This is a genomic window from Veillonellales bacterium (genome assembly GCA_039680175.1).
Lineage (GTDB): Bacteria > Bacillota > Negativicutes > JAAYSF01 > JAAYSF01 > JBDKTO01.
This window is the reverse complement of the sequence record JBDKTO010000074.1, coordinates 86,053-110,368: the sequence shown is the minus strand read 5'-3', so window position 1 is coordinate 110,368 and position 24,316 is coordinate 86,053. Positions and strand designations below refer to the sequence as shown.

Below are 24,316 nucleotides of genomic sequence, written 5' to 3'. Positions count from 1 at the left end.
CAACCTCACATCCATAGTTTTATAAAGTCATACATGCCGCGCAATCCGGCAACATAGATCAGGCCGTTGAACTGCAGCGCGTACAGAAGCTTCAGCAACAGCAATACAGCGAGAAGAGACAGGGAAATAAAACAAATATAGCGTTCTCCCGCCGGCCAGCGGGGCAGGTTGACGACGTGAACTTTGCGCCCGAAGCCCCGGCTTTCCACGGAATAGGTCAGTGTCGCCGCCCGCCGCAAGGTGCGGGCCAGAATGGGGAACAAGGTCTGAAAAGCGGTCTGAATCATTTTCCGGGGAGACAGTGCCTTCAGCGGCTCAAAGCCACGCAGCCGCTGAGCGGTAAGAACAACTGCCGTTTCATTAAAAATCACCGGTAAAAATCGAATGCCGGTAATCAGCATAAAGGATAATTCATAGGGCATCTTCCAGGCTAAAAAACTTTTCAGCAGCTGCCGGGGGTCTGTTGTCCAGCAAATCAATAATCCGGTCGTCAGCATAATGCCGGAGCGCAGTGCCTGCACCGCCCCGTATTCCAGTCCTTCGCTGTAGAGAAATATGCCGCCGGTCAGACGGCCGACGACCGGCGTGGACGGCGATGCCAGGCAGGCCACGACGGTACGGGGCTCCTGATTGTAAAACAAGGCCTGACTGACCATAGCGCCCCAGATGCCCAATAGTAGAAACAGCAGCAGAATCCGCCATCTGTCCAGTGACGACCGGGCGGCAACATGCAGGCTGAGCATTGCCATAAACAATAAAAACAAGGTCCGGGGGCTGTCGACGGTGATGCTGAGAAAAGCGGATGCCGCCAGGATCAGAAGCTTCGTCCTGCCGTCCAGCCGGTGGATGACCGTATCAGCCGGCGCTGCTTCCCACACTGTTTTGCCGAACATAGGACACCACCTCCTCCACCGTCACTGCCGTTCCGTTGTACAGCTGCCGGGCCACCAGCATGGCGGCCGGCGGCTTGAGTCCGGCAGGCCGCAAAATGTCGTCCCGGCTGAAAACCGCCGTCGGGCTGCTGTCGGCCACGATTCTCCCCCGGGTCATCACAACGACACGGTCGGCATATTTGGCCGCCACTTCCGCGTCATGCGTGCAGAAGACAGCCGATCCGCCCGCCGCCGTATAGCGTTTCAAGAGCAGGACAATGTCGTCGATATGGCCGATGTCCTGCCCGGTGGTCGGTTCGTCCAGGAGCAGCACCGCCGGCCGGTAAGACAGCACGGCGGCAATCGCCACCCGAAGCCGCTGTCCCCGGCTTAACGCCAGGGGAAAGTCTTCTTCCATTCCCGCCAGCCCCAGCGCTTGAATCAACGTCCGGCAGGGCGCTCCGGCTTCGGCCGGCCGGCAACGCTGCCGCAGGGCAAATTCGACTTCCTCCCGTACGGTCGCGTTAAACAGCATAAAATCCGGATTCTGCATGACCATGCCGATCGTCTGTCTTGCTTCGCCCGCCGGTTTTCCCATCACCCGGACTCTCCCTGACAAAGGCTGCAGCAGGCCGGCAATGTGCTGCAGCAGCGTGGATTTTCCGGCGCCGTTATTGCCCATTAAGGCGATAAACTGTCCTTTGAAAACAGACAGGCTGAGATGATCCAATACATTGCGTTCTGCTTTGCCATAGCGGAAAACGATGTCCTGCAGCGCCGCCGTTTCCGTCTCCCCGCCGGTCAGGGCGGCTGCCGCCCGGCAAGCGGGACTGCCGCCGTTGGGGCTGACAATATCGTACCGCTCCCGTATTTTTTCTACCACAGGGGCTATGGCCGCGGTTTCCGTCGAGATTCCCAAACGTTGGCAAATGTTCACGGTCTGAGGCAGACGCAGTCCATAGTCAGAGAAAATTTCCGGCTGCCGGAACGATTCCTGTCTTGTCCCCTGCCAGACAATTTTACCCTGATCCATGACGACAACCCGGTGGCACAACGGCATGACTTCATGCAGCCGGTGTTCCACAATGACCACAGTAATACCCAGCGTCTTGTTCAATTTTTCCACGACCTCCAGCAGCGCCGTCGCTCCTCGGGGGTCCAGCTGACTGATAGGTTCGTCCAGCGCCAGGACACGGGGACGGGCAGCCAGTACCGCCGCCAAAGCCAACCGCTGCTTTTGCCCGCCGGACAAAGCGTGAACACTGCGATTTTCCATACCGGCCAGCCCTACCAGAGCCAGAGTCCCGCTGACCCGGACTGGGATGTCCTGAAGATTCATCCCCCCATTCTCCAGGATAAAAGCCACTTCATCGCCGACCGTAGTGGAAAATATCTGGTCATCCGGACTTTGAAACATCATACCGACAAAAGAACTCATTTCCGCCACGCTGAAATCCGACACGTCCCGGCCGCCGACTGTCACCCTGCCGCTGAATAAACCGCCGCTTTCCTGGGGAATCAGTCCATTGAGCATTTTCAGCAAGGTACTTTTACCGCAGCCCGTTGCTCCCGTAAGCAAAACAAATTCGCCGGGTTCTATTGTCAGATTTACCGCCGTCACGCTGGGCAGCGAACGGGACGAATAGGTAAAGGATGCATTTTCTATCTCAATAATCGAGTTGCTGTTATTCACCGTCAGTCGCCTCCCACTCTGGACAGCCTGCAGCCGAGCTGCAGACCGCAGGCGGCGCCGACAGCCGTATACAGCAGCCCGTTGATCAGCATTGCCAGATAAATGTACCAGTCGGCGTAATACATCCGGTAAAGGAAAGCCATGGACTGGAGTCCCACATAAATAGCGATGCTATCGGCCACCCCGCACAGCAATGATATCGCCAGCACCTGCCGCGCCGGAAAGTTGATTTGTCCGCCATGGGCACCGATTTTGCCGTAAACGCCGCAAAAATAAAATAATAGCTCCAGAGTCAGGGCGTGTACTCCGTAGGATAAAACCCCGATCGGTGAAATATTGCCGAACACCAGCATTCCCAGCAGCATGCGAACCAAAGTCATCAGGGAAATAATACCCGGACGGGGGATCAACACCACCAGGGATACCACCAGCATGTAGAGAAACACGCTGCTGAACAAGCCGGTAATCAAAAAACCAAAGGGTCCCAGCAGCACATGAAAGAAATCATTGAGCAGGGTGGAAGGCACATTCACCATAGCAAAGACGGCGGCACCGAATAAGGCCGCAGTAACCAGCCAGCGGGTTTTCAATTTTGCCAGCAGCCGGCGCAGATACCCCAGGCCGAACAGCAACGCGACCAGTACGGCCGCTGCCGCCGAACAAGTCGTCAGCATGGCCTGCCGGTTTTTCTTCACAATCGTCAGCGGTACGGTTTCAACCAGCGGCCGGTTTACTCCGTCGTCCACAACAACCTGCAGCCAATACGTTCCGCCGGCCGCATACTGTTCATCGGCATAGACCGGCAGCAGAATCCGCTGCTTTGCCTCCCCGGTCAGGGCGGTAAACACTTCCAGGGAATCCTTATGACCGCCGATGGACCCGGCATCCTTGTCCTCGCCGGTCGTACCCGGCGTGAACAAGCCTTCCACCGGCTGACGGGTCGTCTTATCCAGCAGCCGGGCGGTAATCGTAACCAGCTTCTGCTGCCCGCCGGGATTATCAAAATCGATTCCCATATGGGAAACAGGATGGATGGCTTCGATTTCCAGATTGGCGGCGCCTTTCCCCTGAAGAACATTTTTGTAGTAGTCCAGCTGCCGGTCCCGCAGTACCAGCGTATTGTCATTCAACCGGTCGTCTTTTCTGCCGTCTTTGTCCAGGGGCAAAACAATGCCGCTGACGGACAAAAAACGCTCTGTTCCGGAACCGCCTGACCCGATGCTGACGGTAAAATCCCGGGGCTGACCGTTCACTGTCAGACGGACTTGATAACTTCCCGGCGGTGCGTCCGGCGAAACCGTGAACCGCAGCAGATCAAACCATTGGCTGTAGCCGCCGCTTAAATCGACAGAGTTGGAAAAAACCGTTTTATCCGCCCCGGAAACGACCTGCCAGCCTTCATATGTCCCAAAAGGCGCAAAACAACCGGGCAGTTCCAGTTCCACCGGTACTGTCCGATCCTCCCTGCCGCAGTTTTCCACCACAACCAAAGCCTGCACCGTCTCTCCGGGCAGGACGACATCCTTTGCCTTCCCCAGATAGTAGGGGAAGTCGCACTGAACCCGGATATTATCGCCGGCAAAGCCAATGGAGGGAGTAACCGGACTAATCAGAATGGCTGTAAAAACAAGCAATAAAATACGATACAGCAAACAGTGTCTCACCGTCCCTCCGCAAAGTTCAACCGCTCTGCCTGAATTTTTTTCATCAGGCGGATAATTCCAAAGCTGCAATTTTTTCCATCAGGCTGACCCATGCCCGGAGGAACGCTTTTAATTCTTCCGCCGCAATGACGGGCGGCGTCACGTCATATTTCCCGGCAGCCAGCTGCAATAGTTCATTGCCGGCCTGCAAAACTTCTGCACCGGACAGCAGTTCCCATAAAAACTGATCCAGCAGATGAACATAGAGCGAGGTATAAGTCACCATCTGCGGGTCACGGTCCAGCTGATACAGACAGTCCAAAAAGCGGGGTTTCAGTACGGATACTTCATGATTGGCGCTGTATTCCTGCCACAGTGTCTCTTCCTTTACGCCAAACCGTTTCAAGCGTTTGAGGACGCTGTGCTGCTGGGCGGGTGACAGTCCGGTCTGCCGCAGCAGCGCTTCCTTGACGGCTGTTTTGACTGTGCGGCCGATGAGCTCGCCCAGTTTAGAATGCTTGCCGGCACTCTCCAGGTATAGAGGAGACACCGGATTGGCCACAACAATAGTTTGATCGGTGCCTGATCCCGTCGCCAGTCCGTTGGAATAATTGCTGCCGACCATTAGCTCCTGAATAGCCGCTGTTTTCGCTTCGGTACAGGTAACGAGAGCCCGGGCCAGCGTTCCAGGGGGCATATCGGCGTCGATCACCAGCATGATGTTGATCGTTCCCGGTTTATCCAGCCGGCTTTTTTCCACCGGCTTGAAATACGCTGCCGGATCGCCGGCGCGGCCGCCGTTTACTTCAATCCCGCCGGTTACGATGGCTGTTACGGTAAGTGTTTCATATTGCTGCGACTGAATCGACACATTTTCCATGGAAGCGGCAGTTCCCATGCCGGAAGCTGTAGCCGGCTCCAGCCCCGCTTCTCCGGCGATCAGCCGCATTTCTTCCACATACGTATCCGCCCGCATCTTGCAGGCCATTCCCGCTCCCGGATTGCAGTCGTGATTGAATACTGCCGTCAAGTCCTCCCGGTAGCCCCCGTTATAGACAGAGGTGCTCAAAACCTTCCGCGGCTGCTCAAACAGCATCACAATATTTTTATAATAGCGGTAAACCGTATCCCCGGTCGACAATGTACAAAGTTTCATCTATTTTACATCTCCCCGCCGAAATACTGAGGATAAGCCGCTTTGGCAATATCCCGCACTCCATAAACGATAGACTGAGACACACTGTATAAATAGCGGTCCGGTACCTGAACGAGCCGCTGGTGCCGAATTGCTTTAACCGTCTGCAGCGCCGGGTCATTTTGCACCTGCAGCCGATATTGTTCAATGTTTCGTTTGCCGTCATAATCCCAATCGGGCAGCAGCAGCACATCCGGATTAATTCCTACGATCTGCTCTTTCGATAAGGTATTCTCTTTTGTCAGGCCGACTGCCGCCGCCCCGTTTACTACACCGGCATAGCGGCACATGTCGTCAAACAAGCTGTCCTTGCTGCCGAACGCCCCCATAAAGGACAGAGCAACCAGCGTCTGCCGCTGATCCGAGGGTATGGTTTTGACTACAGCATCCACCCGTTCCAGTTCTTCCTCCATGCCCGCCACGATCTGCCTGCCTTTGGCCTCTTCGCCCACCAAGCGAGAAATTTCCAGCACCGACTGTTTAACTTCCGCTACAGTATTCGGCGTCTTGTATACATATACCGGAATTCCGGCGTCCCGTACGCTTTTGGCCAGAGCCGGATTCATCCAGTCGGCTATAATCACCAGATCAGGCTGCAGGGAAATTACTGATTCAGCGCTGTCTCTGATTTTTACCGGCACCTGGTTAGCCTGCTCTGCCGCCGAACAAATCCCGGGATCATCGGACAGATAGGTTAACGCCGCAATCCGATCCACCGGCACCAGTCCCAGCAAAATTTCATCGGTTCCCAGGGTAAGCGAGACGATTCGCCGGGGCTGACCGGACAGCTTGACGACTGCCCCGGTGCTGTCCTGTACCTCATAGCCCGCTGGCGGTGCTTCCGGCTGTCCGTTAGGTGCCTTATTGCCGCAGCCGCTGATAAACAATACCAACACGAGTGCCATAAAAAGAGACAGCAAATTAAACCGCTTCACTCAAAGGTCCTCCCCAGTCCCAGCGCCCGCTGCTGCCGGGAAACTTTTTCCGTCCAGGCATCCATGGATAGCTGCAAAAATTCATGCACCAGATAATCCGGCTGCACATACTCCAGAATCCGCCATACCGACGGAGTGGTAAACGGCAGATGTTCGTCAATTTTTAATACATGCTGCATAACGCCGGTCATCGTAGCATCGTGCTCCCTTTGCTTTTTGCTGCTGACGACATATTGACCTGATAAGGACTGGTGCAGGTGGATTCCCCGGATATACCGGCTGTATTCTCCCAGCCGCTCCAGCGTATGCAGAATATAGTCTACCCCTTCTTCTTCCGTTCGCAAATCAGGATTAGTATTCATTAAATGACCGGTATCCAGCATAATCCCCACATTAGGATGCTTTATGCTCTCCAGCAGCAGAGCAGTCAGTTTCTTATCCTGCAGCGTCAGTCCCGGCCACCATAAATTTTCAAACAGCAGCGCCGTCTCATCCGGTATTTCACCGGCCAGTTCATTGACAACTTCAATCGTCCCTTCAATCACTTCCCGGTCGGCAGCGCTGAAATGCCCGGTAAATGTTTCTAAAGAACGGACATGGCTGACATGAAAGACCAGGTATTCCGCCCCGGCCCGGTTCGCCATGCGAATATTTTCCCGGTATATTTCCAGCCAGGCTTCCCGGTCCAGTCCGCCATAGCAGGCTGCAATATTTTCCCGGCTGCCCATCTGACTAAGCAATTCCGCCTGATTTCCCCGCCAAAAATCCAGCCAGCAGGGCCAAAATTTAAGATGTACGCCATGAATCCATTCTTGTCTGTGAATAAGGGGATCCCACGGCTGACAAAACATCATTTCGATCCCGTCCAAGCGGCGGCACTGCAAAAAAACCTGCAAGCATTCCGCCCGGTTATGGATCAGGTCCATATCACTTTTATAATTGGATAAATTCACAAGCTGCAGCATGGTAGTACAATTCCTTTCCCGTCATATTTGAGGAAGATTCACTGTCATAATTCATTAAATCCGTTCGCTTTACCTGCTTCGCTGGCAAAAGTCAATATATTGATTCCACAGTCTTTCGAGCATATGGCAGGCTCCCCGCAGCCCCATAAAAGGCCGGTCGCTAAGAATCACTTCGTCGTACACCGGCAAGGCGATATTCTGACAAACCACATTTGGAATTCCCTGCTGCTGCACTAAAGCCTTTTCTTGGCTGCTGCCCAGTAAAAGGCCGGAAGACAGTTCCGCTAGCTGCTTTTGAATCGCCTTGCCGTCTTTTTGTCCGTTCAGCACAATATCCGGCCTCTCCGGCAGCGAATCCGCCGCTTCCCCATCTTGAAGCACAATCGTCAGCGATCCCGTGTCCATCCATTCCCGGCGCAAGGCCCGGGCTATGCCCAGGGCAACGGAAGACGGCCCGGCGATCAGCGTATTTTCAAACCAGGGTTCGCCCCACGTCAGCTGCATGTCCAAAACAGCGGCGCGAAACCGCTGTTCCAAATCTCCTGCCTCCTGCTCAACAGCCTGCATGCTCTTGTTCTCCATCCACATCCGTTCCCCCAAAGTCCTGAGCCAGTTCAGGGAACCTTCCAGCCCGTAAGGCGGCAGCAGAGACAAGTAGGGTACGCCGTATTCCTGCTGCAGCTGCTTGGCCAGTTCACACCCCAGTTCGCTGTGGATTACCAGATTCAGTTCCGCCTGATTCATGCTGTCAATTTCTGCGGCAGTGCTTCCCGCCCCCGGACAGGCTGTGATCTGATAACCGGCCAGATTCAGCATCCGCTTCAGCTCCCGCAGATCATTGGCGGCATTGTAATAACCGACAGTACAACCTAATAAATTGACCGTCCGGGGCTGCACCACTTCCCGCCGCTTCAGGGGCACCGCAGCAAAATAAGCCTTGGCGGCCGCCCGGTAGCCTTCCCAGAAACCGCCTTTCAGCCCGCCGCTGTCCATGCAGACGACCGGACAATTCATACCGGCCTGCTGGGCAATGCCGGCAAGATCGTCGCCGATCAAACCAATGGAACAGCTGTTTTCAATCAGCAAAACCGACGGTTGAAAATTTTGCTTGATTTTTTGCAAAATCGCCAGCAGACACTCTTCCGTACCGTAAACGACTGCGTTATTATCCGGCTGAGAACAAAAAAAGCGACGGCTCATGTCGGGACAGGATTTTTCCAAAAACCGCAGAGCGTAAAAATAGCACCAAAGAGGACCGTTGGCGACGATAAAAGCGCCGGGAATACCGGCAAAGAAAGCAGCCGCCCCGGTCAGGGCGCAGCAATTATTCTGATTGCATATATTGTCCCATTGCTCCTTACCCATATACAATACCTCCCCGCTGCCCGCAACGCGTCGCCAGCCGGACGCATTTACGCAGCACGGCAGTGATGCCGCCAACCCCCACCGGCGGCAGAATGGGCAAAAAAAGCTGCCGTCTGCTGTCATCCTCCAGTTCATGGGTCGTAACCACCAGCTCTGCCTGTTCCAGCAGTTCGTCGCCAGCCTGCTGTTCCACTACCGGCCGGTCCGTATATTGTTTCAATACCTGACGCATTTCTTGCCGCTGGGTATCCGTTAAACCTGACAGCAAAATAATTCCTTCCAGTGCCGTTCCGGAAAGCTCCAGCATTTCAAGCACCCAGCCCGGTTGAAAATGAAGCAGGGAACGTCCGATGCACAGTACAGTCCGTACGTTCCGCAGCACCGGCCGCAGCTGGCAGAGCTGCCGATTCAGGCGCTGTTCCTGTTCCCGTTCCACCAGCAAGGCTTCCGCTTCCCGGTCTAAAAATTCTCCCAGTTGTCTCAACCACAGCCGGGTATCCTGCCAGCCGGCCGGATGATCCCTGTCCAAAAAAGGCACGTTCGTCTTCGCTTCCATATCCACCGCCAGTTTGCGCAGCCAGGAATAGGATTCCGGCCTGCCTCCCATCAGCAGGTTCATAGCGGAGGAAGGGATCTGCCCCAATTCTTCGGCGGAAACATAGCCGGGAAACTGAAACCTGACCTGCAGGTTAAAGCACTGGAGCAGCCGCTTCATTTCCTGTACATCGAAACTGTTGGGACCGCCCCGATCGCCCAGCAATGTTACCGTGCCCTCCCGCCTGGGCTGGCGGGTCATAAACCGCTGTACAAGTTCCCGCCCGGTATAATAAAACCCGGCGTGATACTCGCCGCCGTCTAAAAAGCCGCAGCAGGGGACCGATAAAACCGGCAGCTTCCATTTCTTCTCCGCCGCCTGAGCCACAGTCTGCACATCGTCGCCGATCACACCGGCTACACAGGAATTGGCAATCACAATATACGCGGGGTGATACTGCCCGACAACATGCTCAATGCAATTCTGCAATTGTTCCGTACCGCCGAAGATAGCATGCTCTTCCGCCAAATTGCTGGTAATCAAAGGCGCTCTATACTGCCGGGGAACAAATTCCCGCCGGGCCACGGCGCGATAATGACCGCTTAATCCCATATCCCGGGTCACATGACCACAGGCTCTGGGGCTGTGAAAGATCACCGCGGCCCCCCGGCTGTGAGCCACCGCCCGCCAAACGCCGGGCATGCTGCAGCTGCAGCCGTTCTTGATTGCGACCAGGGGCCGTTTACTCTTCACCATATGCCAGCACCAGCTCTTCCAGCTCGGCAAACGCTACCGGCGTCGGTATCGTCAGCTGCTTATTCGCCAGAATCAGATCCGCCAGATTCCGGTACACTTCCGCCTGGGGCGACTGCCCCGCCCATTCAATCACCGTCTGGTGATGGATCTCCGCCTGATGAACCATTTGATCCCGGGGAATAAAGGTAAGCAGCCGCGTATTCAGTTTCACCGCAAAAGCCCGGAGCAGTTCCTGTTCCCTGACGACATTCCGGCTGTTGCCGATGATGCCGCCAAGGCGCACTTTCCCCCGGCCGGCGAATTTCGCAATCCCCTTGGCAATGTTATTGGCGGCGTATAAGGACATCATCTCGCCGGAAGACACGATATAGATGTCGCTGGCATAGCCTTCCCGGATGGGAACGGCAAAACCGCCGCAGACTACGTCCCCCAGGACGTCATATAAAATCATATGATCATCGCTGATCGCTTTTAGCGCTTTCAGTTTCTCCAGGGCAACGATGATTCCCCGTCCGGCGCAGCCGACTCCCGGCTCCGGCCCGCCGGCTTCCACACATTTTACCCCGGCAAAGCCGCTATGTACGATTTGCTCTGTCGTTACCCCATCCCCGTGCTGCCTGACCATATCCAGCACCGTCTGGGAACAGATCTTTCCCAGCAGCAGCCGAGTGGAATCGTTTTTCGGATCGCAGCCGATCTGGCAAACCTTATGTCCTGTTTCCGCCAGGGCAGCCGACACATTGGCCGCTGTTGTCGATTTCCCGATACCGCCTTTTCCGTAAAATGCAATTTTTTTCATCTCATCCGCTCTCCTCTGTGTTCGCCGCGGTTAGCTTTCTCTATTTTCAGAAAAGAAATCCCGGCGTATACAAATACGCCGGGACGAAATAAACACAATCAAAAAATACAAACTATTGCGCAAATCCCCTCCCCATCTCTCGCAGGTCATAACGGCGATTGTTGTATAGGCAGTTCTCCTGACTCTGGGTCATTGCGCTTCTCAAACCTTCCCAAAACTTCCGTTCCAGTGGCATATCTTGAGTTTGCTCTCCATTACAGTGGCGGGACCGCGCCGGAATCATACCGGACTTCCCTATTAAGCCCTGTTGGCACCTACACCAATTTATAAAATTTTTCACTTGCTGTCAATGATCGTAAACGATGCAAATTTATTTGTCAAGTGAATTCCCCTTTATAATTCGACATATTCCGGAGACGCTGCCCGGACAACAGCTCTGCTGCTATGCAGCAAGCAGCCGGCGCCCAAACAAGCCGCAGCTTCTTGCCCGGCAAAGCTTAAAATTGATATTGCAAACCTGCCTGAACGTTGCGTCCGGGGCAGGTATAAAATCCATTTTTGGGGCTGCCATAAACCGCATAATATTTGTCAAACAGATTATTGACTTTGACAAAAACTTTTTTATTTTTATCAATTTTGTAGTTTACGGCCATATCCCAGACCCAGTATGTATTGGTGGGTAAAACGCCCGGCAAAGCAATGTTGCCATGACCCAGCAAGCCAATGTTATATTTATCCCGGTGATAGTCCATGCCGATATTCCACAAACCTCTTGGCAGGTGAGAATAGCCCATTACAGGAGTAGCCGCACCTGACATGTTATAGGTAGTATTTGTATAGTTTGCATATATTGTAAAGGAAGGCGACATTTTTTTATTTAATTGTACATCCCAGCCATGGGCGAGTTCATGGTCAAGGTTCACATACTGGCCGCCGGCCATCGTGCCAACGTAGGCAATGGCATCATTCGTGCTTGTTTCAAACATATGAGCGGATACGGTAAAGGTATCGTCGAACTTATGATTGATCCCGCCTTCTGTCGTATGCCCGGTTTCCGGTTTGAGACTGGTATTCCCGCCGTATAAGGTATCATATAATTCGTCCAGATTCGGCGAAACAAAATATTTTTTAAATGCTATATAATAGTTCGTCTTGTCATCCTGTTTATAACCTAAATTGAAACTGGGTGAAGCATGATTGCCATATATGGAATGATGATCATTGCGAACGCCGGCGGTGAATTTCCACTTGTCATTCATCTGCCATTCATCCTGCAAATATACGGCCCGATCCGTAATACTTTTATCGTTATACGCAACCCATTTACCATAGTGATAATCAATGCGGTCCTGATAAATATCAAAGCCAAACGTTCCGGTATGTTTGTCGCCAATTTTTCTGGTAAACTGATCCTGCGCTCCCTTTGTTTTCATATCCATGAACCAATTGCTACCGGGAGTGTTTGTCGCATCGGACATTTTATGCTTGTTTTGATAAAATGACAGCTGATTGGACGCATTATCGGAAAATTTATAGTTATAAATGAATTTCCAATCCGAATTATCATTATCGCCGTATTTAAGCGTAAAATCCTTGGCACTATTAGCACGGGTATAATCTCCCTGATACCGGTCATAGCTGAAGGTAACATCGGAAGCTGAATTAATTTTCTTGGTTAATTTAAACGTATTCGTCGTCGAATTGGAATGAGACGGGATGTCCTCCCCATTGCCGTTCGCATAAGTACCGGAAATATCTTTCCGGCTGGTCACAACCCAGCTGTAATCGCCTTCCCTTCCCCGGTTGGCCATAGCATAATTTTCCCTGTCATAACTGCCGCCGCCAATGGTCAAAGTTGTTTTATTGGCATCGCCTTTGCGGGTAATGATATTGATAACGCCGCCTTTGGCATCGGAACCGTACAAGGTGGAAGCGGCGCCTTTCAGCACTTCAATCCTTTCAATATTATCCATATCATTCACTAATCCAACCGGAAAAACCGTCATATCGCTGCCGTTGGTATTCGCTCGGATGCCGTCAATTAAAACGACGATTTGGGGCGACCCGTTAATAGCAATGCTGCTGGAATATTCAAACCCCACGCTGTTGCCATATGTAGTAACAGTTACGCCCGGCACATCCCGCAGTGCTTCCGCCAGATTTTGATAATGATTGTTTTCAATTTGTTCCCTGGTTACAACGGATATGTTGGCGTTCGCTTCAAACTGTTCCAGCGGTGTTTTTGTCGCCGTAACCACGACCTGGTCAAAAGAATAGTCGTTCTGCTCCTCCGCCTGGGAAATTCCCGTCATGCCAAGTATGAGTGCACTGCTGATCATGGCGCACAGCAGGGTTGTCCTCTTTTTGCTCCGGCTTGCTTGTCTCAATGAAAATCGTCCTCCCTTATCTGTTTAGTCTGTCGATATTGCCGTAGCTTCTGTCTCTCACCTCCTTTTGAAAATAGGGAAGTTTTTTTAACCGCAGAGGGAGTTATGAGGATGTCGCACCGCGAAGGCGCGAAGAGCGCAGAGAAAGATTAGCGGTTAATTTTCCTCCCTTCTCATTCTGCGTTATGCCCGCGATAGGGAGCGGAATGGCTAAAAAAATCTCCCGTCACAGGACGGGAGGCAATCAAAAGCAAACCAATTTTACATTGTAATCATACGTCATACCTATTAAAAATCCCGGCGTTCAAAAAACGCCGGGACGAAATAAGCACAATCGCAGCCAATGCAAACTGCCATGCAAATCCCCTCCCCATCTCTCGCAGGTCAAACGGTGATCGTTGTATAGGCAGTTCTCCTGACTCTGGGTCATTGCTCTTCCCAAACCTTCCCAAAACTTTCGTTTCAGTGGCATATTCTTGGGTTTGCTCTCCATTACAGTGGCGGGACCGTGCCGGGATTATACCGGACTTCCCTATTAAGCCCTGCTGGGCACCTATACCAATATATGAAATTTTTCACTTACGCCTACTATAGTAAAAGATGTCCCGTAATTTGTCAAGTACCGTCGAATTCTAAAATCACTCGCCGTCGCTTCGCTCTTCCAGTTCTCCTTACAGTCATTATTAAGAAAGAAAAGTCAGTGTCTCTGAGATTGCCGCACTTCGCTTCGCTGCGTTCGCAATGACAAATCACGTTAGTATAAAAACAGAAAAATGATTCTGTCATCGCGAGGAGCGATAGCGACGCGGCGATCTCTGGAGCCGCCGTCACCTTAGAGCGGCACACACAGTCCGTCGCACCCTGCCGGCAGGATATTTCCCCCGGGCAGTTGCATATTTTTCAGGCAATGGGTATAATATAAGAAAAGGACTGACGTGCGCTAACACGTCAGTCTCACAGGCTGTCTAACCGGAAAACGGTTAGCCCGGTTGAGTTATGAGAAATAACCGCAGACCTTGGCTAGGAGGCGGTTATTTCTGCTTTTTTATGATCAAAACAACGAGTGTTGCAAATGCAATCATGAGATACATTGCCTCAAACATTGTCATCCTACCACCTCCTAAAAAGGAAGTGGCTAACCGCTCCAAGACAGCCTGTACGCTTAGTATAGCATATTCTGCCGAACAAAAAGAAAAATTTTTTCGCTGTTAGGGTTCTTCCCTGCTGCTGTGCCGCCTTTACCGGATGAAGGCGGCTTTTTATATTCCCCGTGCCGGGGAACGAACAGCAATTGCCGCCCAGTCAGACGAGCGGCGGCAGGTGGCCCGGTGAAGCGGTCTGGTGTTGACTACTAGCGGCATAAAAATCACTTATCGTCGCTTCGCTCTTCCAGTTCGCCTTCAATGGAAAGAAAGAGCTGCTCCAGTTCCTGCTTTGTCTCTGCTTTAGCCTGCCACAAACCCCGCTGCGCCGCTTCCAGCAGAGTTTCCGCTATCCGGTGCAGCGCCCAGGGATTGACCTCTTTCATCCACTCCTGAGTAGCCGGGTCCAGGGCATATTTTTCGGCATATTTTTCATACATCCAGTCTTCCATCACATCGCTGGTGGCATCCCATTGGTAGCTGACCGCCACATAAGTAGACATGTCGGCGGCGCCTTTATAGCCATGTTCTTTCATTCCGTTGATATACTTGGGATTCACGGCTTCGCCCCGGAACCAGCGCTTTAATTCGTTCTCCAGGCTGCGAATCACTACTTTGCTGCGGTCCGAGCTGTCGCTGACATAGTTGCGGGGCATTTCCCCCTTAATACTGCGAACCGCCGCCACCATTCCGCCGCGATAGGAATTATAATCATCGCCGCTCAGCATGGACGACTCCCGGTGATCCACATTCTGAACCGTGATATCCAAACTGCCCATGCGCCGGCTGAATTGTTCCGGCATATAGGTGCCGTTCGCTCCTTCGCCGTAAACATGTCCGCCCCAGCGCACATAGACTTTGGCAATATCGTCGATATTGTCCCAGTTTTTCGCTTCCAGCAGCGCGCCGACTCCGGCGCCGTGGGCACCGGGAGGATCGCCGAAAATGCGGTAGGATGCCTGCCGCCAGGCAGCAGCATGATCCATGCCCTGTTCTTCCAATTCGCCCGCTTCCTGTAAAACATGCTTGCGGATATAGTTTTCCTCAATGCTTTCATCCAGCGCCGCCGCCATAGTCGCCGCTTTGTCCAGCCAGGAAACCGAACTTGGCATACTATCCCGGAACAGGCCGCTGATCCGGCCGGTGACATCCACCCGGGGCCGCTTCAATTCCTTCAGGGGAATGACTTCGATATCCACGACCCGCAGACTGCCTTTTTGCCAGACGGGACGCAATCCCATCAAGTACAAAAATTCGGCGACACATTGACCGTGATTGCGCAGATTGCTGGTGGCCCACAAGATAATGCCCACGCTTTCCGGATAGCGTCCTTCTTCCTCAATATAGCTGGCTATGACGTCATCCGCCATCTGCTTGCCGATTTCCCAGGCGACCGGCGTCGGTAGGGTGCGCGGATCCACACTGTAAAAGTTGCGGCCGGTCGGCAGCAAGTCCGCGCCGCCGCTGGTCGGCGCCCCCGACGGACTTGGCTCTATATACTCACCGTCCAGGGCGGCCAGCAAGTTGGTTATTTCCTGGGTCGTTTTCAGCAAACCGGGAGCGATTTGCGTACAAATATATTGAGCGACACAAAGCAGCTGTTCCCGCAATGACGGATCCATTTGAGCCGTCCAGGGTAAAGCAAAAACAGCGTCTGCCTTCTTTGCAGCAAAATCATTGTCCATTAACAATAAAATAACTTCACGGCTCTTTTCCCTGATTTCAACAATCAACATGCCATAAGTTTTACTGCCGTCAGGCAGCATAGTGCCGCTGTTCTCCAGCAGAGTATAATAATCGAAGCCGAACATCCCGGCCAATGTCTGGGTAAGCGACGGAATATCCCCATTGTTGACTTTCGTCAAGGCCAGCAAATATTCCGTCAGGTGCTCCCCGGTCGGCGGACAGCCCAAAGTATGCAGCCCGATGCTCATTTGCATATTTTTGATATCAGTGATATACACATGCAAATTGCCCACATATTCGGCAAAATCAGCCGCAGCCGTTTCCGGCACATCTTCTGCCAAGTTCGCCTCTTTCACTTTAGCGCGGATCATTTCCTGGATGGCTGCCATATCGGTATTGGCCGCATCCTGCTTGAAATGGCAGTATTCTTCCAGCAGTTTTTCCAGTTCGGCCAGTTCGTCATATGTCCCGGCAATGCTCATCGGCGCCGACAAATAACTGATCAAGCAGGCGGCGCTGCGCCGTTTCGCCTGAATTCCTTCGCCTACACAAGTGATCCAGTAAGGATAAACATTCGGCATATCGTCAATGGCAATATCGGGATAGCAGCCATTGGACATGGCCGTACCTTTGCCCGGCAGCCATTCCAGGGAACCGTGGGTTCCCACATGAATCAGCGCATCGGCCTTCCATACGTTCCGCAGCCAGTTATAAAAGCCGATATAATGGTGGGTCGGCGCACAATCGGGGGAATGATAAATCTTTCCCGGATCTTCGCCGAATCCCCGGGGCGGCTGAACCGTAATAAAAACATTGCCGTTCAGCATCCCCGGGATCAGCAGATCGCCAGCATAATTAAAGACCTGCCCCGGTGCCTCCCCCCAGTCTCTTGTCATTTGCTGCCGTGTTTTCTCCGGCAGCCCGGCGAAAAAACCTTCATACTCCCCGGCTGTCAGCTTGCCGTCCGCTTCTTTGATTTGCTTTTCGGTAATAAAACGCCGGTCGTTTGTCGCGTGGGCAATTAATTCTTCCATAAACGTCTGACTATTTTCCGGTATATGATCGACTGTATACCCCCGCTGCTTCATTTCCGCCAGCAGCAAGCGGATACTTTCCGGCGAATCCAGACAGGAAGCACTGCCGATATTCGAATTGGTCGGCGGATAATTGTGAAAAACAATACCGATTTTCTTTTCCCGGTTAGGTTTGTGCCGCAAAATCCCCCATTTGCCGGCTTTCCGCACCAGCATACGAATTCGCTCATCAATTATCGGCTGCTTTTCATGAGTCCCGTCGGCCAGTTCTTCCCGGGTGGATACCAGGACGGAATGGATAATCCCGTCAAACTCCGGCATGGCAATGCTATAGGAAATCTCGGAAGCACTCATGCCGGCAAAACTGGCTTGCCACCATTCATAAGAATTATACAAATTATACGCCTGCAATACCGGCACACCTAAATCCATGATAGTTTTTAACTCCAGGAACCGGGTAACGGTAAGAGAAAATACGAAAGTATTGATTAAAACATCAATGATCACCCGGCCTTGATCATAAAAATATTTTTCAAAGGCTTCTCCCAGCCCGGGAGCGCCGGTTTCCGAATTCGCCAGGTTATTGCTGAAAACAAGCAGCGGATTATATCCCTGCCGTTCAATTTCCTGAACAATTTTTGTCTGATACGCTAAATTTCCCCAAATCCATTCTTCCCGGGAAAATATCATCGCAATCGTCGGTCGGTCCGGCAAGCAAAACCGCCGCCGGTATTCCGCCGGATCGGTAAACGCTTCCCGGCAGGACGGATGATAGATGCCGTGCCACGGCAGCTGATACGGTTCAGCATAGCAGCACTCCGCCTGATTGAACCGGCTGCTGAGCCATAACCACAGATTACGAGTATTGGCAAGGCCGCTGAAAGAAATATACTGATAAATCCGCTGCTTTTCTGCCGGTGTGATCCCATATTCCAGAATATCATCACCCGGATCAGCGATCAGATAAAGGTGTTTGATTTTGCGGCGCCGCATAAATTCCGCCGACTTTTTTAAAAAGGGAGTATTCAGTCCCGTTCCCATCCAGGAAAAAAGAATAAAGTCGCATTGCAAAAACGATTTTCCCCATTGTGCACTCCAAATTTCACAGTCATTTAAGAGGATGGCATCCGCTTGCTCCGTTAATAAATTTTCCGCTAATAGTGCTGTTTTGGCCCGGTTCATGGTACTGTATTGCTGTTCCATATTCGTTAAAAACAGTGTTTTACCCACTACGAATCACTCCTTCCTATCCCTTTGCCGCCTGCCGTTGCCGTTGATCGTTCTTATTCCTGGTAAGCAGCATTATAGATGTCCCGGATAGCCTGTACGATATCCTGAGAAGCGCAATACAGATAGGCGTCCGATAGTTGCACCAGCCGTTTCGTACGAATGGCGGTTAAATTCTGAAACGCAGGGTCGTCCTGCATGTCGCTTTTCACCTTGTCCACATCCAGTTTCCCGTTTTTCCAGGTCGGCAATAAAATCAAATCCGGATTGATCTTGACGATGCATTCTTTCGTCAAAGCGTCATTTTTCCCCAGTCCGGCGGCTGCCGCGCCGTTAACGACCCCGGCATAACCGCACATATCGTCAAACAGGCTGCCTTTGCCGCCATAGGATGCCATATGGGAAACGAGAACGACGCTGCGGCGCTGATCCGGCGGTATCGCTGCCGTTTTGGCCGCCAAATCGGCCAGTTCCGTATCCATAGCGGCCACCATGCGCGCGCCGGCCTCTTCCTCGCCGATTGATTGCGCAATTTCACAGATCGCCTGCTTGACTTCCACGACCGTCGACGGTCCTTTGCTGACAAAAACCGGCAGTCCCAAATCCCGCAGTGTTTGAATCAAGTCGGCCTGTATCCAGTCAGGAACGATCACCAAGTCCGGCTGGAAGGAAACAATCATTTCGGCATTATAATCCCGCATTCTGGCCGATGCTGTTATGGAAGCGGCTTTATCGGCAATAGTCGATATGCCGGGATCGTCAGCCAGATGGTTTAAAGCCGCGACCCGTTCCGGGCCGGTCATGCCCAAAACCATCTCATCGCTGGACAGGGACAAAGTCACAATGCGCTGCGGTTTATGGGACAAATGCAATACATGCCCCTGTGTATCGGTAACCTGATAGCCGTCTTGGCCGATAACAGCGCCGCTGCTTGACGGCCCGCTGTCGGCACAGCCGGCCGCCGCCAGCAGCAGGCTGACCAGCAGCACCATAACCGCGGCTCTAACGTAGTATTTCACCGCTTTCAAATTGCGTTCCGCCGATACTTTCATGCTGCTTCTCCCCGTTTCATATCGGCAAAACCGTAAAATCGGCAGACAAGAGCTTTTGGTTCGCCGCATCCCAGTCAAACAGCAGCACCGCTTGCTGCAAACCGCTGTAGGCGAATTGCATTTTCCCGTTGACGACAACAGCGCTTTCCGCCTCGCTCATATCCATTCTTTCCCGATTGCCGGTCTGATTGCAGATCCAGACCGGCAGACCGCTTTCCCGGGAACAGCGTTCCCAGGCATTAACCGGCGGCCCGCCGCAGCCTCCCGGCGGCCAAGCTGCCGGCACGATAATGACCTGCGCCTGTTTGGTCTTTAATATCTGGGCGTTTCTCTCATAATAGGCATCGGCGCAAACCAGCACTCCGGCTGTCATCTCCTTGCATGAGAAAGGTTCCAGGCCTGTTCCTTTGGCGGCCCAGCCTTCCGCACCGGTGCCGTGGGATCGCATTTTCCGGTGACGGCCGATGACTTCTCCGTCATCGTCAATTACTAAACAGCTGTTATAACACAACCCGCTGCTTTCATCCCGTTCGGCGCAGCACAAAAATAATATAAGTCCGTATGTAGCGGCAAGCTGCCGAAGCGGCTGCAATACCGGAGCCGGCTGGACCGGAATCGAAAACGGACGGCCTTTTTGGGTAAAAAAGTAGCCTTGCAGTGCCGTTTCGGGAGTAATGACCCATTGGGCACCCTCCCGGGCTGCAAGAGTAACGGCTTGTTCCAGCAGCACCAGATTCCGCTCTTCCGGTCCGCCGCTTAAGTCAAGATGCAATAACGCAATGCGCATGATAATTTCTCCTCGTCTTTTTTTTAGTAAGCTGATTTTACTGCGACAACTTTTGATTCATACAGCCAAGCAATAACTTCTCCCAGGCACTGATAAAACCGGTTAAATTATTCTCGCCAATTTCCCCCGGGGGAAGATTAAATGGACGCGCAGCGGCGGCGATTAACTCATTCCCCGTTTCTGCCACTTCATCCGCTGTCAGCAGTCCCCATAGGTATTGGTCGATTAGATGGACATACAAGGATGTTTTCGTCACGATTTGATTTTGCCGCTCAAAACCAGCCAGCTGATTAATAAACTCTTCCCTGCCGACCGGTTCATAGCCGGCTTGCAGGTAATCCCGGTATAATTTTTCTCCGGTAATGCCGAATCGCTCCAGCCGTCTAATTACGCTGTGCTGCTTTTCCCCGGATAAGCCATTTTGTTTCAATAAAGCTTCTTTAACTGCCGCTTTAACAGTCTGCCCGATCAGTTCTCCCAGCTTGGAATGCTTTCCCGCATCTTCCAGATACAGCGCCGCTTGCGGATTGGAAATGACAATGGTTTGGTCGGTGCCGGAACCGGTCGCCAATCCGTTGGAATACCGGCTGCTGACCATGAGTTCCTGCAAGGCCGCCGTTTTAGCTTCCGTGCAGGTTACCAGTGCTCGGGCAAGGGTGCCGGCCGGCATATCGGCATTCATGACCAGCATAATATTGATTGTGCCTGGTTTCGGCATGTCCGCTTTTTTCCCCGGCTGAAAATAATCGGAGTGATCACCGACACGTCCGCCGTTTCCCTCAACACCGGCAGTTACGATTGCCGTAACGGAAGCATTCTTAAAGCTTTCGGTTTTAAAAACCGCATTATCCATTGGTACACCGGTACCCATGCAAGATATTTTATCCGGCTTGAAGCCTAGTCTTTCGGCTTCCTGAGCCATATCTTTCCGATAGGCTTCCACCGTCATCGCCGTATTGCCGGTGCTATTATGATTAAATACGGCTTGCAAATCTTCCCGATAACCGCCATTGATAATTGACGTGCTCAAAACTGCCCGCGGCGCTATAAAGCATATTCCAATATTATCGTCCTGGCGGAATACCGCATCGCCTGTAGCCAAAATAAACAGTTCCTTCTGTTCGCCGGCATAGCAAAAACCATTGCCCAGTAAACACCCCAAAAGCATCAGCAGTACAATTTTCTTCAATCCATGTCACTCCCCGCCAGCAGCATTCTTCTAAATTCCTTACTGTATTAATTTTCGTCAAGTATTCCACCTACCGGCTTGTCGAACATGCCGCACCGTAAGCAACCGTAAATTGCGGATAAGCAAGAACATGAACATCGCGGAAGATTTCATCCTCAATGGCAATCGCCAGGCCTTGATTATTGGCGGATCCGCCGTCAAGATACAAATCGTCATCCATGTCTTCGCTGCCCATCATGCTGGCGATTCGTCTGGCAATGGATTCATGCAGCCCTTTAATGATGTTTTCCTTTTTTGTTCCTTTTGCTATCAGGGATACAATCTCGCTTTCGGCAAAAACAGCGCAAGTGCTGTTCAGGCTGACCGGAGCATCGGCCTGGTCCGCTAATGCCGCAAAATCTTCAATCGGGGTATCCAGAATACGTCCCGCCATTTCAAAAAACCGTCCGGTCCCGGCCGCGCATTTATCGTTCATTTTAAAATCGCTCAATTTACCATCGGCAGAAATTCGGATAATTTTTATATCCTGCCCGCCAATATTAATGACCGTACGCGCTTTTTTGCCGCTTAACAAGTAGACTCCCCAAGCATTGGCGGACACTTCGTCAATAACAGTATCCGCCTTTGCGATCAGATTTTTGCCGTAGCCGGTAACAGAGATGCCTTCTATCTCATGTTCGCTGATCCCAAGATGCTTGCGGCCCTCGTCCAATAGCCGCAGCGCCAGCGCCTCCTGCCCCGGAGCTGTCGCCACGACCTTTTTCCATACAAGCTCGGTATCTTTAATCATTACAGCCTTGATTGCCGTGCTGCCAAGATCAATACCTGCCCTGAATCCCATGAATATATCTCCTCTCTGATAAGCTCTCACAATGTTTGTTTAAAAGCTTCCAGACGTGTCAGGATATTCTGACCGTCCTCTTTCACATAATCGGTTTCGATCTTGAGAAATTTAAGTCCCTTAGCCTTTAGATTCTCTTCAATGGTAAAACTCTCAATATCATAGGGGTGACAACCTTTTAATATATGAAAAATAATTCCCGTTATGCTGTGCTCGGCCGTTATCTTCAGAATATTATTGACCCGCCGTTCATTATCAGCAAAGGTCGGACAGATACAGGCCTTGTGGTATCTTTCGGCCAGCGCTTTCAGCAGACCGCGCTCCGACGGATCATCGTACACAGTCGCTCCGGGAAATATCCTTTCGGAAGAGCAAAGATCATCGGCGCAAACCGTCATTCCCGCCTGTTCGATAAGATGGAGCATTTTCAGGTTAGGAAAAATAATGGGCGATCCGGCGAGAAAAATTTTATAAGGATTCACCGGCCGGAGACTTTCTGCCTGAAGCCTTTTGATCACAAATTCCAGATTTTTTGCCCATCGCTCCGGATCATCCAGCATAAACGTGTTGGCAATGCTGAAAAACCAGATATCGGCAATGCGCTGTTTCCGCTTTAAGTCGATCAGTTCCTGAAAAAGCCGCCAAATATTCATAAATTGATTCATGGAATCAACGAGATTCTGTCTTTTTAGCCGATTGCCTGTTTTTTGCTCTAAGAACTGCTTCAAGGTATAAATTTCTTCCAGCCAGCGCTGTTGTCCCTTTTCATTTTGCTTGATATGGGGAAGTTCGAGATAATGCAAATGTCCGATTGTCTCCTTGACGATTTCCGGCATCTTCACGACCCAGTCGCAGGTTGTCGGCACAATGACGGCATCATACCCGGACAAGGCGGCGTCTTCCAATTCCATACTGCCAATATAGGATTTAAGCATCGGACACATCAGTACGGGAAGATAGGAGGCGGAAAGCCGCTGTGCGGAATAGGAGCCGCTGCAGAGTTTTACCGGATGAACTCCCAAGGCATAAAACAGCTCCAGCGGTGCCTGAATGCAAAAAAGCCCGATCAGCGGCCGGCCGACTTTTTCCCTGAGATCGGACGGACGCAGCGGCCGTGTCAGCAAATCCAGGAAATAGCCGAACTCCGCGATATAATCAGTTCGCTCTTTGAGCAGCTTAATTTCCTGGTCATATTCTTCGCAAATTTTTTCGTAGATTTTTGTTTTCTGTCTGATGCGGCGTTCCTGATCTCTTGATAAAATTGTATCCATTTAATGACTTCCCTTGCTATAATTTTCGGCAACATACTTTCTTGATGAGGAAAACAGATTGCGGTTTAAAAATTTTGTCGATAATGTACTGTCCTCCGGGCAGGACTCAATGCATTTCATGCAAAGCAGACAGTCCTCGCTCATTACTTCCTGCTTGACTTTCTCCAAATGGACATCCCGGATATCCATGGGACACATTCTTTGGCAGTTGCCGCAGCCGGAACAGGTATGCACTGATTTTTCAAACCGGATAAAGCTAATTTTTTTAAACATTTGCAGCAGCGGAAGCATGGGACAGAATATGCAGAAAAACCGGTCTTTGAAAAAGCACCCGATCAGCGTACCGGCCGCAATCGTTATGGATAACACAGAAAAAACCAGAGTGATGGTATTCGTATAGTCCAGCGCGAAATATCGGGTTTGCCCGGCAAATAGAGGCATAATCGGTCTGGCAGGACAAATCTGACAGAAGGGAAGGGTAAAATCGCTATGCAATCCGGCGAACGCAATCAGCAGCGGAATAATGATCAAATATGCCAGCAATACATATTTAATTGGCTTCAGCCGATCCCGGGTTTTCCAGGAAAATTCCGTTTCCCGTATTCCCAGCTTTTTTCTGAGTTGGGTCAGCCAGTCCTGCAGGGTACCGAAGGGGCAGATCCAACCACACCATAGCTTGGACAGTAGAATTGCCAGTATAATAAATACGAAAAACCACAATACTAATTGAAATCCCCTATAAGTAAGCAGTTGTGCAAAATAGCCAAACCCCCATGGTCCTATGCCTTGCAGAGCCATGAGAAAACAGTACCCGGCACAGCCATGCACAAAAGGGCAAGAAAAACAAGGAAGCGAATACCCTAAATTGATTCCGATTCTCCCACCGTAAGTCAAAAAAACAAACATAAAGTTTTGGATTAATAACCGGAGCCTGCTTGTCAT

At 51.7% G+C, this 24,316-nt stretch carries 17 protein-coding genes and 2 riboswitches; all 17 genes read right to left on the bottom strand.

The window, feature by feature from the left end:
* Positions 1-5 precede the first annotated feature (5 nt).
* The 17 genes from ABFC84_12505 to ABFC84_12425 all read right to left on the bottom strand — a co-directional run bounded on the left by ABFC84_12505 (position 6) and on the right by ABFC84_12425 (position 24,316).
* A complete protein-coding gene (locus tag ABFC84_12505) occupies positions 6-893 on the bottom strand; it encodes an energy-coupling factor transporter transmembrane component T (GenBank protein MEN6413556.1) in 888 nt (295 codons plus the stop codon).
* Positions 856-2,565 (bottom strand): energy-coupling factor transporter ATPase, encoded by a 1,710-nt coding sequence (locus ABFC84_12500; protein ID MEN6413555.1) that lies wholly within the window; start codon positions 2,563-2,565, stop codon positions 856-858. The genes ABFC84_12505 and ABFC84_12500 overlap by 38 nt, the downstream gene beginning before the upstream one ends.
* Before the next feature lie 2 nt (positions 2,566-2,567).
* Positions 2,568-4,229 carry a hypothetical protein gene (locus ABFC84_12495; GenBank protein MEN6413554.1) on the bottom strand — a complete coding sequence of 554 codons (1,662 nt, stop codon included), beginning with the start codon at positions 4,227-4,229 and terminating at the stop codon, positions 2,568-2,570.
* A 43-nt stretch (positions 4,230-4,272) separates the two neighbouring features.
* Positions 4,273-5,364 carry an adenosylcobinamide amidohydrolase gene (locus ABFC84_12490; protein ID MEN6413553.1) on the bottom strand — a complete coding sequence of 364 codons (1,092 nt, stop codon included), beginning with the start codon at positions 5,362-5,364 and terminating at the stop codon, positions 4,273-4,275.
* Positions 5,365-5,369: 5 nt separating this feature from the next.
* Positions 5,370-6,338, bottom strand: coding sequence for an ABC transporter substrate-binding protein (locus tag ABFC84_12485; protein MEN6413552.1), 969 nt, complete (start codon positions 6,336-6,338; stop codon positions 5,370-5,372).
* Positions 6,335-7,303 (bottom strand): TIM barrel protein, encoded by a 969-nt coding sequence (locus ABFC84_12480; GenBank protein ID MEN6413551.1) that lies wholly within the window; start codon positions 7,301-7,303, stop codon positions 6,335-6,337. The genes ABFC84_12485 and ABFC84_12480 overlap by 4 nt, the downstream gene beginning before the upstream one ends.
* A gap of 69 nt (positions 7,304-7,372) precedes the next feature.
* Entirely contained in the window at positions 7,373-8,668 is a 1,296-nt protein-coding gene (locus ABFC84_12475; protein MEN6413550.1) for a nitrogenase component 1, read from the bottom strand.
* Positions 8,661-9,959, bottom strand: a complete 1,299-nt coding sequence (locus ABFC84_12470) for a nitrogenase component 1 (GenBank protein MEN6413549.1) — start codon at positions 9,957-9,959, stop codon at positions 8,661-8,663. The genes ABFC84_12475 and ABFC84_12470 overlap by 8 nt, the downstream gene beginning before the upstream one ends.
* On the bottom strand, positions 9,946-10,758 hold the full coding sequence (locus ABFC84_12465) for a nitrogenase iron protein NifH (GenBank protein MEN6413548.1): 813 nt from the start codon (positions 10,756-10,758) through the stop codon (positions 9,946-9,948). Before ABFC84_12465 ends, ABFC84_12470 begins: the two co-directional genes overlap by 14 nt.
* 150 nt (positions 10,759-10,908) lie before the next feature.
* Positions 10,909-11,091: riboswitch (cobalamin riboswitch) on the bottom strand.
* Positions 11,092-11,255: 164 nt separating this feature from the next.
* Positions 11,256-13,145 carry a TonB-dependent receptor gene (locus ABFC84_12460; protein ID MEN6413547.1) on the bottom strand — a complete coding sequence of 630 codons (1,890 nt, stop codon included), beginning with the start codon at positions 13,143-13,145 and terminating at the stop codon, positions 11,256-11,258.
* A gap of 387 nt (positions 13,146-13,532) precedes the next feature.
* Positions 13,533-13,717: riboswitch (cobalamin riboswitch) on the bottom strand.
* Between the two features lie 794 nt (positions 13,718-14,511).
* Positions 14,512-18,237: a cobaltochelatase subunit CobN gene (cobN, locus tag ABFC84_12455; GenBank protein ID MEN6413546.1), complete on the bottom strand. Its 3,726-nt coding sequence runs from the start codon at positions 18,235-18,237 to the stop codon at positions 14,512-14,514.
* Positions 18,238-18,290: 53 nt separating this feature from the next.
* Positions 18,291-19,286, bottom strand: coding sequence for an ABC transporter substrate-binding protein (locus tag ABFC84_12450; protein MEN6413545.1), 996 nt, complete (start codon positions 19,284-19,286; stop codon positions 18,291-18,293).
* A 16-nt stretch (positions 19,287-19,302) separates the two neighbouring features.
* A complete protein-coding gene (locus ABFC84_12445) occupies positions 19,303-20,073 on the bottom strand; it encodes a carbon-nitrogen hydrolase family protein (GenBank protein ID MEN6413544.1) in 771 nt (256 codons plus the stop codon).
* Between the two features lie 37 nt (positions 20,074-20,110).
* Complete coding sequence (locus ABFC84_12440) at positions 20,111-21,262, bottom strand: adenosylcobinamide amidohydrolase (GenBank protein MEN6413543.1); 1,152 nt, start codon at positions 21,260-21,262, stop codon at positions 20,111-20,113.
* A gap of 70 nt (positions 21,263-21,332) precedes the next feature.
* Positions 21,333-22,103, bottom strand: a complete 771-nt coding sequence (locus ABFC84_12435) for an acyl-CoA dehydratase activase (GenBank protein MEN6413542.1) — start codon at positions 22,101-22,103, stop codon at positions 21,333-21,335.
* 26 nt (positions 22,104-22,129) lie between these two features.
* Positions 22,130-23,374, bottom strand: coding sequence for a 2-hydroxyacyl-CoA dehydratase family protein (locus ABFC84_12430; protein ID MEN6413541.1), 1,245 nt, complete (start codon positions 23,372-23,374; stop codon positions 22,130-22,132).
* The gene (locus ABFC84_12425; GenBank protein MEN6413540.1) at positions 23,375-24,316 is read right to left on the bottom strand and encodes a 4Fe-4S binding protein; all 942 of its coding nucleotides are present in this window, start codon (positions 24,314-24,316) and stop codon (positions 23,375-23,377) included.